The sequence below is a fragment of the Streptomyces sp. ID05-39B genome, from assembly GCF_033794725.1.
Taxonomy (GTDB): domain Bacteria; phylum Actinomycetota; class Actinomycetes; order Streptomycetales; family Streptomycetaceae; genus Streptomyces; species Streptomyces bobili.
On the sequence record NZ_JARGEF010000213.1, the window covers coordinates 1 to 14,400 of the forward strand.

Annotated in this window: 13 protein-coding genes, 1 tRNA gene and 1 pseudogene; 2 read left to right on the top strand and 13 right to left on the bottom strand. The window is 71.5% G+C overall.

Annotated elements, in window-relative coordinates; all coding sequences use genetic code 11:
* Window positions 1–36 precede the first annotated feature (36 nt).
* Window positions 37–690 carry a GntR family transcriptional regulator gene (locus tag P1P75_RS32095; protein WP_319262244.1) on the top strand — a complete coding sequence of 218 codons (654 nt, stop codon included), beginning with the start codon at window positions 37–39 and terminating at the stop codon, window positions 688–690.
* Window positions 691–815: 125 nt separating this feature from the next.
* Window positions 816–2,102, top strand: coding sequence for an NAD(P)-binding domain-containing protein (locus P1P75_RS32100; protein WP_319262226.1), 1,287 nt, complete (start codon window positions 816–818; stop codon window positions 2,100–2,102).
* 131 nt (window positions 2,103–2,233) lie between these two features.
* Here P1P75_RS32100 and P1P75_RS32105 read toward each other — a convergent pair whose 3' ends face one another.
* The 13 genes and pseudogenes from P1P75_RS32105 to P1P75_RS32165 form a co-directional block, all read right to left on the bottom strand.
* Window positions 2,234–3,382, bottom strand: a complete 1,149-nt coding sequence (locus P1P75_RS32105; RefSeq protein ID WP_319262228.1) for a tryptophan dimethylallyltransferase family protein — start codon at window positions 3,380–3,382, stop codon at window positions 2,234–2,236.
* 222 nt (window positions 3,383–3,604) lie between these two features.
* Window positions 3,605–4,942: a cytochrome P450 gene (locus tag P1P75_RS32110; protein ID WP_319262230.1), complete on the bottom strand. Its 1,338-nt coding sequence runs from the start codon at window positions 4,940–4,942 to the stop codon at window positions 3,605–3,607.
* 8 nt (window positions 4,943–4,950) lie between these two features.
* Window positions 4,951–5,544, bottom strand: a complete 594-nt coding sequence (locus P1P75_RS32115) for an ATP/GTP-binding protein (protein WP_107430352.1) — start codon at window positions 5,542–5,544, stop codon at window positions 4,951–4,953.
* Window positions 5,519–5,896, bottom strand: coding sequence for a DUF742 domain-containing protein (locus P1P75_RS32120; protein ID WP_086771796.1), 378 nt, complete (start codon window positions 5,894–5,896; stop codon window positions 5,519–5,521). Before P1P75_RS32120 ends, P1P75_RS32115 begins: the two co-directional genes overlap by 26 nt.
* Complete coding sequence (locus P1P75_RS32125; RefSeq protein WP_073497663.1) at window positions 5,893–6,294, bottom strand: roadblock/LC7 domain-containing protein; 402 nt, start codon at window positions 6,292–6,294, stop codon at window positions 5,893–5,895. The genes P1P75_RS32120 and P1P75_RS32125 overlap by 4 nt, the downstream gene beginning before the upstream one ends.
* On the bottom strand, window positions 6,291–7,469 hold the full coding sequence (locus P1P75_RS32130; RefSeq protein WP_319262232.1) for an ATP-binding protein: 1,179 nt from the start codon (window positions 7,467–7,469) through the stop codon (window positions 6,291–6,293). The genes P1P75_RS32125 and P1P75_RS32130 overlap by 4 nt, the downstream gene beginning before the upstream one ends.
* Window positions 7,470–7,918: 449 nt before the next feature.
* Window positions 7,919–8,003 (bottom strand) — tRNA-Leu (locus P1P75_RS32135).
* Window positions 8,004–8,255: 252 nt separating this feature from the next.
* Window positions 8,256–8,594: pseudogene (locus P1P75_RS32140) on the bottom strand (aldehyde dehydrogenase family protein); the annotation flags it as partial.
* A 65-nt stretch (window positions 8,595–8,659) separates the two neighbouring features.
* On the bottom strand, window positions 8,660–9,862 hold the full coding sequence (locus tag P1P75_RS32145) for a sugar phosphate isomerase/epimerase family protein (protein WP_319262234.1): 1,203 nt from the start codon (window positions 9,860–9,862) through the stop codon (window positions 8,660–8,662).
* 101 nt (window positions 9,863–9,963) lie between these two features.
* Window positions 9,964–11,352, bottom strand: coding sequence for an alkaline phosphatase family protein (locus P1P75_RS32150; protein WP_319262246.1), 1,389 nt, complete (start codon window positions 11,350–11,352; stop codon window positions 9,964–9,966).
* A 176-nt stretch (window positions 11,353–11,528) separates the two neighbouring features.
* Entirely contained in the window at window positions 11,529–12,701 is a 1,173-nt protein-coding gene (gene eboE, locus P1P75_RS32155; RefSeq protein ID WP_319262236.1) for a metabolite traffic protein EboE, read from the bottom strand.
* Window positions 12,702–12,704: 3 nt separating this feature from the next.
* Window positions 12,705–13,553 carry a TatD family hydrolase gene (locus P1P75_RS32160; RefSeq protein ID WP_319262238.1) on the bottom strand — a complete coding sequence of 283 codons (849 nt, stop codon included), beginning with the start codon at window positions 13,551–13,553 and terminating at the stop codon, window positions 12,705–12,707.
* Window positions 13,553–14,326: an EboA domain-containing protein gene (locus P1P75_RS32165; protein ID WP_319262242.1), complete on the bottom strand. Its 774-nt coding sequence runs from the start codon at window positions 14,324–14,326 to the stop codon at window positions 13,553–13,555. The genes P1P75_RS32160 and P1P75_RS32165 overlap by 1 nt, the downstream gene beginning before the upstream one ends.
* Window positions 14,327–14,400 lie beyond the last annotated feature (74 nt).

Consider the following 14,400-nt stretch of genomic DNA (forward strand, 5'->3'; position numbering starts at 1 on the left):
CCGCCCAGCAGCAGCCCCTCCCCCGCCGCGCCCGCGCTGCCTGTGCTGGGCGGGCGGCGGAGCAGCTATCGCGAGCGGGTCGCCGACGCGCTGCGGGCCGCGCTGATCGCGGGGGAACTGCGGCCCGGCCAGGTGTACTCGGCGCCCACGCTGGCCGCCCGCTTCGGCGTCTCGGCGACCCCGGTGCGCGAGGCGATGCTGGACCTCGCGAAGGAGGGGCTGGTCGACGCGGTGCCCAACAAGGGTTTCCGTGTCACCGACGTCTCCGACCGGCAGCTCGACGAGTACACGCACGTCCGCGCGCTCATCGAGATCCCGACGGTGGTGGCGCTGGCGACGACCGCCGACCCGGTGTCGCTGGAGGCGCTGCGTCCGGCCGCCCGGGAGATCGTCACCGCCGCCGTGGCGGGTGATCTGATCGCCTACGTCGAGGCCGACACCCGCTTCCATCTGGGCCTGCTGGCCCTGGCCGGCAACTCCCACCTGGTCGAGGTGGTACGCGACCTGCGCGGCCGTGCCCGCCTGTACGGGCTCACCGCCCTGTCCGCCTCCGGCCGGCTGCTGGCGTCCGCCGAGGAGCATTTGGAACTCCTCGACGCCCTGCTGGCCCGCGACGAGCGGGCGGTGCGCGCGGTGATGACCCGCCACCTCGGGCACGTACGCGGGCTGTGGGCGTCCGCCGACGTGTAGCCGGACGGACCGGCTTCCCGTCGGCGCGGTGACCTGTGTGATCTTTGTCGCTGGTTGGCGGGAGTACCCGATGGGCAGGCACTGCGGGTATCCGTAGAGGTGGTGTCTTTCCTGTGGGGGAATCCGTGAGTGTGTGTGTGATCGGTGCGGGCCTGTCGGGGCTGGCCACGGCACGGGCCCTCAAGGCTGCGGGTACCGACTTCGTGTGTCTGGAGAAGACGGGTGACGTGGGCGGCATCTGGCGTCGTCCCGAGGCCGGGGAGCGGGGGCCGGGGTATCTGTCGCTGCACCTCAACACGACCAAGCGGCTGACCGGTTACGCCGACTATCCGATGCCCGACTCGTACCCGGTCTACCCGCGGCACAGCCAGGTCGCCTCCTATCTGCGTTCGTTCGCCGAGTGGGCCGGTCTCCTGGACCACATCGAGCTGGAGACGTCCGTCGAGTCGGTGCGGCAGGAGGCCGACGGTTCCTGGACGGTCGTCGCCGTCGACGCCGGCGGAGAGCGCGGCGTACGGAGTTTCTCGCATGTCGTCGTCGCCTCGGGACACAACACCGAGCCGTCCCTGCCCGCCCTGCCACCGGGTTCGGACACGTTCACCGGAACGATTCTGCACGCCCTGGACTACCGCGACGGAAGTGACTACGCCGGCCGGCAGGTGGTCGTCGTCGGGCTCGGCGCCTCGGCGGTGGACATCGCGGCTGACCTCTCCCGGTATGCCGCGGCCACCCTGCTCTCGGTGCGCCGGGGCCTGCACATCCTGCCCAAGCAATTGTTCGGCATCCCGCTCGACGAGGTCGCCGAGGCGCCGTGGTGGACGAGCATGTCCCTGGCGGAGCAGCGCCGCTTCATCGAGCAGGCCCTGCTCGTGGCCCGCGGCAGGCTCTCGGACTACGGGCTGCCCGAGCCGGACCATCCGGTGTTCGCCTCGGCCGTGACCATCTCGGACGAGATCCTCACCCGCATCCGGCACGGCGGAGTCGTACCCAAGCCGGCGATCGCCTCCCTCGACGGCGACCGGGTGGTCTTCACCGACGGCTCTTCGGCACGGGCCGACGCGATCGTGCACTGCACCGGCTACCGCATGGCGTTCCCTTTCCTGCCGTCCGGCTGCCCGGTCGGGGAGCAGGGCTCGGTCGAGCTGTACAAACGGGTCGTCGCGCCGGACCACGCCGGTCTGCACTTCGTGGGCCTGGTCCGTCCACACGGCTCCATCACCCGGCTCGTGGAGGCGCAGTCCCGCTGGATCGCGCGGATCGTGGCGGGCGAGGCGGTACTGCCCGAGCCGGAGGTCATGCGCAAGGAGGTCGCCACGTACCTCAGCGGCATCGCGGGCCAGTACGGGCAGGCGGAGGGCGCCTCGATCCAGGTCAACGTGGCACCGTATCTCCAGGAGCTGCAAGAGGTATGACGGCTCGTCAGTAGGTGGGTGGATCGTCGGTGTCGGCAGGTGGGGGCTCCCCCGTCGGCCGGCCCCTTCGCCGTACCGCAGCCCCGGCTCCCCGGTCGGCCGCCCCCTCGAGGTACCCCCCGTAGCGTCGCTTACGGCACGGTCGCCGGCTCGGCCGACGGCAGGCCGGCGGGCGGGCGCACGTCGTACGCCTCCGAGGACAGGTACGCCGTCACCCTCGGCGGCTGCCCCTGCTGGTGGGCGAGCGCCAGGTAGGCGACGAGTCCCACGCCGTCCTGCGGGCTGCGGTCGGTGACCGCGGCCACGGCCCCCAGCAGGGGGGCGGAGTCCTGCCCGTAGCGGCCGAGCAGGGCGGTGGCACGGCCCAGGGCGTCACCGTCGTGCCGCGCGTAGTCGCGGACGGGGACGTAGAGGGTGAAGCCGCTGGGCAGGCCGGACGCGGTCTCGGTGAAGGCGTGGCAGGACTGCACGGGCCGCCGTACCACCGGTGCCGGCCCGGCGATGGCGCCGTCCGCACCGTCCTGGCCGGCGGCGATGCGGAAGAACTCCTCGGTCTCCGCGGCGTGGGGAGCGCCGTCCGTGCGGGACAGGGCGCCGGCCTCGACGGCCGACAGGTTCTGGTGGGCGAGGTAGACCTTCACCCGGGGTTCCGCCCAGTCGCCCAGGTCCAGGGCGAAGAACAGGTGGCGGTCGTTCGGCGGCAGTGCGGCGAACGCGTCGCGGTGGCCGAGCCGCCGCAGCGCCTCACGCACGGTGGCGGCGGCACGTTCGTGCCCGGTGGCCGCGGGGTTGAGGTAGACCTTGACCCTGGGGACGCCACCGGGACGCAGTTCCAGCGCGCACCACAGGGCGAGCGGACCCTCGGGGGCGGGCGGGAGGAACAGGTCCTCCAGTTCGTCGAGCCGGTCGGTGGCGAAGCCCCAGCGGGCCGCCGCCTCGCGCACGGCCCGCAGTCCGAGGCGTCCGTTCTGCGCCAGGCCTCCGGCCGCGCAGCCCGGTTCCACCAGCACCCGCAGGGTGGGCGCCGCACCGGGCACGAAGGAGAGCGAGAACTCCACCGGGGTGTGGTCGTCGGAGAGGAACGTCGGGTTCGGCGGCGGCAGGTCGAGCGGCCGCTCGGCGGCGGCACCCAGCATGTCGGTGAGGGTACGCGCGTAGACCTCGCCGTCGTGGCCGGTGAGTCCCACGATGTCGCAGAGGTTGCGCAGTTGGCGGGTCGTGTGGCCGCCCAGCGTGTCCGGGGCGGAGGGTCTCTGCGCGCCGGGCAGGACGGCGGTCATCGGTTCCCCCGCCACGGGCCGGCGCCGACATGGAGATACCCGCCGGGAAGGGCGGGTATCTCGAGGCTCAACGCTGCGGGGTGTTGAGGGAAGGCGGTGGCGGCGGATATGTGATCCACGGCAACTCCTCGGGTTGGTGGGAAATGCGGGTTACCGCATGGCTCACTACCCCTGAGGTTGAACCGTCATACAAGAGTGAAGAGTTGGCAGGTGTTGTGTGAATCACCTCGTGAGCCAGTTGAGGAACTGGCTCCACACTCCCCGTTCGGCGCGGGTGCCCGGCTGGGGCTGCTCGGGGCGGGCGGGCGCGGCGGGCGCCTCGGGTGCGGGCTTGCGCCCGGTCACCGCGGTGAACCGGGCGGGCAGCGCGATGAGCCCCCGGTTGAAGGGGCCGGGGCGCCAGGTCAGGCTCTCCTCGGGGACGGCGAGTTCGACGTCGGGAAGCTTGTTGAGGAGGTTCTCCAGGGCCGTCACGGTGATCTGCCGGGCCGGGTCCTTCGACGGGCAGGCGTGCGGGCCGGCGCTCCAGGCCAGGTGGGCGCGGTTGCTGCCGGCCTGGCGGGCGGCCGACAGTGCGGGGCCGGTGTTGGCGGCGGCGAAGCTGACCAGGACCAGGTCGCCGGCCTGGAGCTTCTGCCCGGCGAACTCCATGTCGGAGGCCGGGTAGTGCGGGGCCAGGTTCTGCATGGGCGGGTTCTCCCACAGCGTGTCGTCGATCGCCTCGTCGATCAGACCGCCCTGGTTGGCGTACGCGTCGTGGGTGAGCAGCCGGTGCAGGGTGTTGCCGATCAGGTTGCGCAGCGGTTCGTTGCCGCCCACCAGCAGGAGGGCCAGCTGGTGGACCATCTCCTCGTCGGTGAGCTTCGCCTGATGCTCCATCAGCCAGGAGGTGACGTCCTCGCCGGGCTTGACCCGCTTGAGGGCGACGAGTTCGCCGACGGCGCCGAACAGGACCTCCATCGCGCGGGCGGGGTTGACGCCGTCGAACATGCCGGTGATGCCGTAGACGACGCGGTCGCCGATGTCCGGGGTGCAGCCGAAGAGTTCGTTGAACACGAACAGCGGGAGCTGCTTGGCGTAGTCGCCGAGCAGGTCGGCCGATCCGCGCGAGCCGAACTGGGCGATGAGGTAGTTGGAGACCTGCTCGGTGGTATGGCTCAGCTTGCGCGTGTCGATGCGGGCCATGCTGTCGGTGACGGCCTGGCGCAGCCTGAGGTGCTCGGCGCCGTCGCTGAACATGCAGTTGGGCCGGTAGGACAGGACGGGCGCGACGGGACTGTCGGGGGCGATCTTGCCCTCGTTGAAGTGCCGCCAGCGACGCGCGTCCTTGCGGAACGAGCCGGAGTCCTGCAGGAGTTGCAGCGAGGTGGCGTAGTCGGTGACGAGGGTGGCCTCGACGCCGGGCGCCAGTTCGACCGGGGCGCTCGGCCCGTAGTGGCGCAGATAGCTGTAATAGGCCTGCGGGTCAGCCGCGAACTCCGGTCCGTACAACGGCACTCGGGCGCCGCTGTTGTGCGCCGGGCACCCGGGCGGGGGCACGGGAGCGGTGGGTTGGTCCATTTCTGCTCCTAGTGGGCACGGTCCTGCAAGTGACGGACGAGAGTGATGAGCGCTTCCGCCGACGACTGCTCGTCCCGCGCGTCGCAGGTGACGACGGGGGTGTCGTCGAGCAGGTCCAGCGCGTCACGCAGGGCGGTCTCGTCCCGCAGGGGGGAGCCGTCGAAGTGGTTGACGGCGATGGCGTAGTCGAGCCCGTACTGCTCGATCAGGTCGATCACGGCGAACGAGTCCGCGAGCCGTTCGGGGTCGACGAGGACCAGGGCGCCGAGCGCGCCGCGGGCCATGTCCTCCCACATCTGTACGAACCGCTGCTGGCCGGGCGTCCCGAACAGGTACAGCACGACCCGGTCGCTGATGGTCAGGCGCCCGAAGTCCATGGCGACCGTGGTGGTGGTCTTGCCCTGGACTCCCTTGAGGTCGTCGACGGCCTCCGCGGCCCGCGTCATCGTCTCCTCGGTGGACAGCGGGGGGATCTCGGAGATCGCCCCGATGAACGTGGTCTTGCCCACCGCGAAGTGGCCGACGACGAGGATCTTCACGGCCGTCTGCGACGCGCCGTCACGGACGTACGCCTGTTCATCCAAACTTGGCCCTGAGACCATTCAGCACCTCCTCCAGGATCTCCCGGTCGGCGAGAGGCGCCCGCTGCACCGGCGGGCGGGTGATGAGGTAGCCGCCCTCGGTCAGGGCGGCGAGGAGGATCTTCACCACGCCGAGGGGCAGTTGGGTGTGCCCCGCGATCTCGGCGACGGACAGGTAACCGGCCGAGCACAGTTCCAGCAGGCTCTGTTCCTCCGGGGACAGCCGGGTCGGCCGCTGCTGGTGGTCGGCGACCGCCGTCACCAGCGTGATGAGGGAGAGCTGCTCCTCGTCGGGCAGTCCGCGCCCCTTGGTGATGACGTACGGGCGGACTAATTCCGGCGTCTGGGGCTCCAGTTCGTCGAATCCGGTCATGACCGCACGCCGAGGTTCTCGCGCGGCGGTGTCGTCAGGGCCTTGCCGAGCTGGCCGACGAGCTGCTGCATCCGGAAGGTGATGTCCGCCATGTCGACGTCGGGCGAGGCGGAGACACCGAGGTAGGCGCCCTCGCCGGCGGAGATGAGGAAGACCCAGCCGCCGTCGAACTCGACCAGCGTCTGCCTCCACCGCTGCTGGGCGTCCTCGCAGAAGAAGGCCAGGGAGCGGCTGAGCGACTGGACCCCGCTCATGGCGGCGGCGACGCGGTCCGCATCGTCCTTCCCGATGTCCTGCGTGCGGGCCATCAACAGGCCGTCGGCGGATATCAGGACGGCGTGCAGGGCCCCGGGAATCTCCAGGGCGCTGTCAAGCATCCATGACAGATCGTCGTTCACGAGAACTCATGCCCTTCGCTGCTTGCGCCACGTGTGCTGCTGGACTGGTCCGCGGGGTCCGCAGGGGTGGCCCGCCGGCCCGACTGGGTGCCTCGCTGGAAGGCGCCCATGATCGCCGCGGTCTCCGCTCCCGAGCGGGATGGCGTGGAGGCGGTCGGGGCGCTGCCGGGCACGATGGCCATGGGCCGCTTGCGGCGCCGCTTGGGCAGGCCGTCGACGGTGGTGCTCGGGGCCGGGCCGGACTCGGGGCCGCCGCGGGTGGGTGCGGCGACGGCGGGTACGGGGGCGGCCGGCGCCGGTTCCCTCTGCTCGGGTGCGTTGGTGAGCAGGTCGTGCGGCAGGAGAAGGACCGCGCGTACGCCGCCGTAGGGCGACGTGGAGTCCACCGACACCTCGAAGCCGAAGCGCTCGGCGAGGACGCCGATCACCGCGAAACCGAACTGCGGCGGGTTGCCGAGCCCGGAGACGCCCGAGACGCGGTCGCTGGAGAGGAGTTTCTCCGCGCGGGCCCGCTCCTCGTCGTTCATGCCGACACCGGCGTCGTCCACGACGATACAAATACCCTTGGGTACGGTGCGAATGTTGATTTCGACGACCGTGTCCGGGCTCGAATAACTGGTCGCGTTGTCGAGCATTTCGGCGAGGGCCAGCGCGACCGGTTCCACGGCGCGGCTGGTGATGCCGAAATCGACTTGCGAGAGAATTTCCACCCGCCGGTAATGGCGGATCCTGCCCTGCGCGCTGCGGACCACGTCGTAGACCGACGCGACATCGCGCTGACGGCCCAGCCAGCCATCGCAGAGGACGGCGATGGACTGGGCGCGGCGACCGAACTGAGAGTTCGTGTGGTCGATCTCCAGAAGGTCCTGGAGGATGACCGACTCGCCGTATTTGTTCTGGAGCCGGGAGACAATCAACTGCTGTTCCGCGGCAAGGCCCTGAAGGGTCCGCATGGCGGACTTCAGGACTGTTTTCGTGGCCTCGTCGGCTCTTTCCTGAGCTGCCTCGACGGATTTCGCGTACCCGTTCTCCAGCTCGTCGTGCCGAGCCCTGAGATCTGCGAACTCCTGCCTTGACGTCCGCGCCGCCCTCCGCTGACGAACAATGAGGGCGACGGCGGCGATCACGGCGATGAGGAGAGCCCAGAGTACCGGGTTCTGTATGTAATCAGTCATAAGACTCTCTTCAGGCGACTGACGGCCAGTTGCTGAATTCCCGTCAATGCGGGTGGACCGGCGGGACCGCCCGCATCGGGACCACCGCCCGGACTGTCCCCGGAGCCGGGGATGTCGTCCTTCACCCATCCGCCCGCTCTACAAGCGCCGTGATCGTATCACCACACGATGCGATCACAGACAGCCAACGGGGGTGCCACAGATGAACATTGACGGTTAGTCAGTAGCACCGAAGCGGACCCGCTCCGACACAACCGATAAACGGGCTTCCGCGGCATTCGGGAGGCAATCGAGGCGTTCGGAACGTTTTACGGGAAGTCGCCTGGGACTCGCCGGGGCAGGAAACGACAAAACCCGCACCCGGGACTCCCGGATGCGGGTGACGTCTGCGCGGACGCCTTCCGCGCACCCTCACCGAGCGGAAGCCGCTCGATACGGAGGGTGATAAGTGTCCGAGGGGGGACTTGAACCCCCACGCCCGATAAAGGGCACTAGCACCTCAAGCTAGCGCGTCTGCCATTCCGCCACCCGGACCAGGTGCCTGCCGCCGCGAGTGTTCCCCGTGGCGACATGGACAACAATACCAAGCTTTCGGAGTGCGTTTCACCCGAGTATCCGCTGGCCGGGGGCCTGCGCGGGCGTCCGGGCGGGGACCGCCTCCCGTCGTCACGACCTGTGCGCGAACGGTCACGGATGGCCGCCGGGCGGCCACGTCGGGGGTGACGGCCGGTGCCCGAGCTGTGGCCCGGGGCGGCGCCCGTCGGGTGCGCCGCCCCGAGTCCTGTCTCAGGGCATCGGCTGGTACTCGGGGAAGTTCCCCGGCAGCCGCTCCCCTGCCGGCCCCCGGGTGACCGCGCGCACGAGCAGCCCGCCCCCGACGAAGGCGCCGTGCCAGGACGCCCCGAAGCCGCCGAACAGTTCGTCGCGGTCGCCGCGGGAACGGGGCGTGCCGTGACCGACCTTGAAGGCGCGGATCTGCGGGGCCAGTCGCTCGTAGGTGGCGCGGTCGTCGGTGGACAGGGTGGCGACCAGCGCCCCGTCGGAGGCGTTCATCGCGGCGAGGAGTTCCGCCTCCGTGTCGACCAGGACGATCGTGTCGACCGGGCCGAAGGGTTCCGAGTGGTGCGGGAAGGGCCGCCCGGTGTGCGGTGCGGATGCGGATGCGGATGCGGATGCGGATGCGGATGCGGTCAGCCGCGCCGCCTGCGCAGCGCCGCGAGGTTGTCGTAGCCGGTCCTGGCATGACGCAGGGACTGCCCGGGATCGGTGGAGCTGGGCGCGTTGTCCTGCTCCACCATCGGGTTGTGGTAGTTGCGGTCCCCGACCCGGGAGAAGAACGTGGTGTAGTCGATGACGCCCGATCCGAAGGGCACCATGTCGTAGCCCTGTCCGTTGGTGGTGTTGACGGTGCCGTCCTTGGCGTGGAACAGCGGGTAGCGCTTGTTGTGGCGGGCGACGAGTGCGGCCGGGTCGAAGACCTTCTCCCGGGTGGAGCCGTCGTGCGCGGTGTAGGTGTGGAACTTGTACTGGGCCACGTGCGCCCAGAAGATGTCCATCTCCAGCCAGACGTACTTGGGGTCGGTGACCTTCAGGAAGTACTCCAGCTTGCGGATGCCGGAACTGCGGGTGGGCCGGCCGAGGTCGTCCAGCGGGCCCCCGTCGAGGAGGAAGCCGTAGGCGGCGTCGTGGTTGTGGGTGTAGAGCTTGACGCCCTCGCGGCGGGCGACCCTGCCGAGGGCGTTCCACTTGTCGGCGGCGACGTCCCAGTCGGCCCGGTAGGAGCTGTTGACGGGGTCGCCGCCGGTGCCCATGTGGTCCATGCCCAGGATGTTGGCGATCTCCAGGTGCTTCCTGAACGTGTCCAGGTCAGTGGTGGTCAGCGGCCAGGAGGGCGGGATGAAGCCGTGGTTGCCCTGGGCGCGCAGGCCGTAGTCGTCCAGCCAGCGCCGCAGCAGCCTGGCGCCCTCGACGGAGTCCAGTGCGGCGCCGCCGGGCGCGTTGGCGTGCTGGCCGTAGCCGGCGAACTCGACCTGGCGGTAGCCGTAGCGCGCCAGTTGCCCGAAGACCTCCCGGAAGCCCGAGGGCAGGTCGCTGGAGAGCGGGTCGCGGCCGACCGCGTCACGGACGGTGTACAGGATGATGCCGCGCCTGTGGGCCGGCACGAGCACGTCACCGCCGTGTCCGTGACCGCCGTGGCCGGGGCTTCCGTCCTGGTCCTGGGCGAAGGCCGGTGAGGCGCCGAGGACGGGCGCGGCGATCGCCGCGCCGGCGACGGCGGTGCAGGTGCTGAGGAAGCGGCGGCGGCCGATGCCGAGGCCGCGGCGCAGGGCCTCGTCGGGGCCCGCTGTGATAGCGGGGGCGTCGGTGCGGGACGGGTCGGAGTGCGGGAACACGGGTGCCTGCCTTCTGTCGTGGTCCGCCCCCGAGCTGCGGGGCGGCCTGTTGTCAGTGCTGCGTGCTTCACTGAAAGCGGCTGGAAATCGGCAGCCGTACGTCAGCCGAGTCCGGCGAGGTGGAGCAGGAGTTGCTTGACATCGGTGGCCGCGATCCGGTCACCGACGGCGCGGGGGGTGGAGCAGATGAGGAGCGGACCGTCGTCGTCGCTCGCGGGTGGGCGGCCGTGGCTGCCCCGGACAGGTGACGGATCGAGAGGCACGACCGCCATGCGGTATCGCATACCGAGCTTCTTGCGGGCCAGGGCCGTGGCCGCCTTGACCTTCACATAGGGGTCGAGCGGGTCCATGAACAGCTCGACCGGGTCGTAGCCGGGTTTGCGGTGGATCTCGACGAGCCGCGCGAAGTCGGGTGCGCGGGCGTCGTCGAGCCAGTAGTAGTACGTGAACCAGGCGTCCGGCTCCGCGACGGCGACCAGTTCGCCGGAGCGCGGATGGTCGAGGTGGTGCGCCTTCTTGCCCTCGTCGTCGAGGAGTTCGGCGATGCCGGGCAGCTCGGCGAGAGCGGCCCGGGTGGCGTCCAGGTCCTCGGGGCGGCGCACATAGACATGGGCGATCTGGTGGTCCGCGACCGCGAAGGAACGGGACGCCATCGGGTCGAGGTACTCCATGCCGTCCTGGGTGTGCACCTCCAGCAGTCCCGCGCGGCGCAGAGCGCGGTTGATGTCGACGGGCCGGCTCACGGAGGTGATGCCGTACTCGGACAGCGCGACGACGGTACGGCCCTGCGCACGTGCCTCGTCCAGGAGGGGGGCCAGGGCGGCGTCCAGGTCGGCGGCCGCCCGCAGGGAGCGCGGGTCGTCGGGGCCGAAGCGCTGGAGGTCGTAGTCGAGGTGAGGGAGGTAGCACAGGGCGAGGTCGGGCCGGCGGGTGCGCAGGATGTGCCGGGTGGCGTCGATGATCCAGCGGCTGGAGACCAGGTCCGCGCCCGGGCCCCAGAAGTGGAAGAGGGGGAAGGTGCCGAGTCTGTCGGTGAGTTCGTCGTGCAGGGCCGGTGGCCGGGTGTAGCAGTCGGGCTCCTTGCGGCCGTCGGCGTAGTAGACGGGACGGGGGGTGACGGTGAAGTCGGTGTCTGCGCCCATGGCGTACCACCAGCAGATGTTGGCGACCGTGTAGCCGGGGTACGCCCGGCGGGCGGCGTCCCACAGTTTGTCGCCGGCGACGAGAGCGTTGTGCTGGCGCCACAGCAGGACGTCGCCGAGTTCACGGAAGTACCAGCCGTTGCCGACGATGCCGTGCTCGCAGGGGTGCGTGCCGGTGAGAAAGGTGGACTGGGCGGCGCAGGTGACGGCGGGCAGGACGGTGCCGAGGGGCGCCCGGGAGCCCGACTGTGCGAGGGACTTGAGGTGGGGCATGTGGTGGAGGAGACGGGGGGTGAGACCGACGACGTCGAGGACGAGGAGGGGAACGGGACGGTTCGGGGCCGCGATGGCCTGCGGGGTGGCGCCCGGGACGGTCTGCGGTGAGGCCGTACGGTCGGCGCCCGTGACTGGCTGCGGTGAGGCCGTACGGTCGGCGCCCGTGACTGGCTGCGGTGAGGCCGTACGGTCGGCGCCCGGGGTGGTCTGCGGTCGGGCCGTCCGGGCGGCCTCCGGGGTGGCGGAGGTCATGGGAGCTCCTTCAGGCCGAGGTCGGTCAGCAGGTCGCGGGCCAGGGCGAGTTCGGCGGCGATGCCGTCGGCGAGCTGGGCCCGGCCGCGGGGGCGCAGTGCGGGCGGGAGGGCCTGCCAGGTGTAGGTCTCGACCTCTAGGTGTCGGGTGAGCGGGTGCGGTCCGCCTACGAGGCGGGTCAGGACGTCCTTCAGCACGGGGAGCGTGGAGGTGAGGGGCGCGGCGGGGGCCGCGTGCAGCGGGACGTGGAAGTGGGCGCGCCAGGGCGAGGTGTCGGGCAGGGCGTCGCCGGTGAGGGCCTGGCCGAGGTCGTCCGTGCCGTGGCGGCGACCGGTGCTGCCGACCGTGCGGGTCTGGTGCAGGAAGCGGGGTTCGTCGAAGGCGGCGAGCGCCTCGCGGACGGCGGGGAGGTGGGGATGTTCGGCGTGCAGGGCGGCCGACAGCTGGGATTTGACGACGGGGACGCGGGCGGCGGCCAGCGCGTCCAGGGCGGTGTGCGGGTCTTCGAAGGAGGTGGCGAGGTGGCAGGTGTCGACGCAGACGCCGATGCGGGGGTGGCCGAGGGCGGCGAGCGGGGCGAGGGCGTCGCCGGTGGTCTCGACGACGCAGCCGGGCTCCGGTTCGAGGCCGACGCGGACGGAGCGGCCGGTGAGGTCCGCGAGGGCGTCCAGGCGTTCGGCGAGGGTGAGCAGGGCGGCGTGCGCGGCGTCGGCGCGGGCGTCGGTCCAGGTGGTGCGCCAGCCCAGCGGCAGCGTGGAGATGCTGCCCTCGGTGAGGTCGTCGGGGAGGAGGCCGGTGAGGACACGGGCGAGCGCGGTGGTGTGGTCGAGGCGCTCGGGGTCGGCCCAGTCGGGCCTGTACACCCGGTACTTGACCTGCTCGGCGCCGAAGCCTTCGTAGGGGAAGCCGTTGAGGGTGACGACCTCCAGGCCTCGCCGGTCGAGTGCGGCGCGCAGGCCGCGCAGGGCGGCCGGGTCGGTGTCGAGGGCGTGCGCGGCGTCCTTGGCGAGCCACAGGCCGATGCCGAGGCGGTCGCGGCCCAGCCGGCGGCGGACGGGCTCGCAGTGGTCGCGCAGTTGCGCGAGCACGCCGTCGAGGGTCTCGGCGGGGTGCACGTTGGTGCAGTAGGCGAGGTGGACGGTGGTGCCGTCGGGGTGGCGGAAGCGCATCGCTCACCCCCCGCCGCGCAGCACGGAGTTGCCCTCGTGGGTGGCGCCGGGAGCGCTCACCTCGACGTTCAGCCGGCCGCTGAGGCCGTAGAAGGCGACGGGGTTGCGCCACAGGACCCGGTCGACGTCGTCCTCGGTGAAGCCCTCGTCCAGCATCAGGTCGGCCACGCCGCGGGTCTTCAGGGGGTCGCTGCGGCCCCAGTCGGCGGCGGAGTTCACCAGGACCCGCTCCGGCCCGTACGCGCGCAGGATCCCGACCATGCGGCGTTCGTCCATCTTGGTGTCCGGATACACCGAGAAGCCCAGCCAGCAGCCGCTGTCCCTGGCCTCCTTCACCGTGGTCTCGTTGAGGTGGTCGATCAGAACGTGTTCCTCGGGCAGCGCGGACTCCCTGACGACGTCGAGGGTGCGGCGCAGCCCGGCGAGCTTGTCGCGGTGCGGGGTGTGCACCAGCGCGGGCAGCCCGTGGGCGGCGGCGAGCTGGAGCTGTGCGGCGAAAGCGGTGTCCTCGGCGGGAGTCATCGAGTCGTAGCCGATCTCGCCGACGGCCACGACGTGGTCCTTGACGAGATACCGGGGCAGTTCGTCGAGGACGGGGACGCAGCGCGGGTCGTTCGCCTCCTTGGGGTTGAGGGCGAGCGTGCAGTGGTGGGCGATGCCGTACTGGGCGGCCCGGAAGGGTTCCCAGCCGAGGAGGGAGTCGAAGTGGTCGAGGAAGGAGGCGGGCGAGGTGCGCGGCTGGCCGAGCCAGAAGGACGGTTCGACGACGGCGCGGACACCGGCGGCGTACATGGCCTCGTAGTCGTCGGTGGTCCGGGAGGTCATGTGGATGTGGGGGTCGAAGATGCGCATCAGGACTCCTTGCCGTGGGGGTGGCCCGCGCCGTGGGGGTGTGCCCCCTGGGGCCGTGTCCTGTGCGGCGGGGGCACGGGACCGGCCGGGCCGGCCGAGTCGGTCAGGGCGAGGACGCGGTGCAGGTCCCGCGGCACGGGACGGTCCGCGGCGGTGCGTTCGGCGGCGTGGTCGCGGAGCATGCGGGCGAGTTCGGGGTCTGCGCGGGCCCGCTCCGCCAGGCCCGCCACGGCGTCGACGGGCACCCCGGTGAACAGGCACTTCAGTACGGCGTGGCGCCAGGCGTGGGCGTCGAGATGGCGGGCGGCGTAGGGGCCCACGGCGGCGGCCAGGAGCCGGGTGTCGTTGGTGCGCAGGGCGTCCTCCACCAGCGGCAGGGCGTCCGGGCCGGGCACGAGGTGCGCCAGCGCAAGGAGTACGGCCCGGCGTTCGTCGGCGGTGCCCTGGAAGTACACCCGGCCCAGCGCGCCCGTGTCGGCGCGGGCGGAACGCAGGATGAGCAGCCGGGCTGCGTCCGCGTGCCGGGTGCCGCAGCGCCGGCCGGCCTCGGCGAGCCGCAGCTCCCACACGGAGATCGGGCCGTGGGTGCCGGGATGGTCGGCTGCCTCGTCGAGTGCTTGGCGCAGCCACGCGCGGGCCGGTTCGGTCAGCTGGGATTCCAGGTCGTCCTGGAGGACTTCGAGAGGAGTGAGCGCCGCGCCGCGACGCGTGCTGCCGGGGGCTGGGGTGAGGCCCGCGGGTGATGACGCCGGGGTGGTGCGGCGCTGGGTCATGGAGTGCTCCCTTCCTGGGTGGCCAAGGGCTCGCCGGGTGGCACGGGAGAGGGGGCCGGGACCGGCCCCGACAG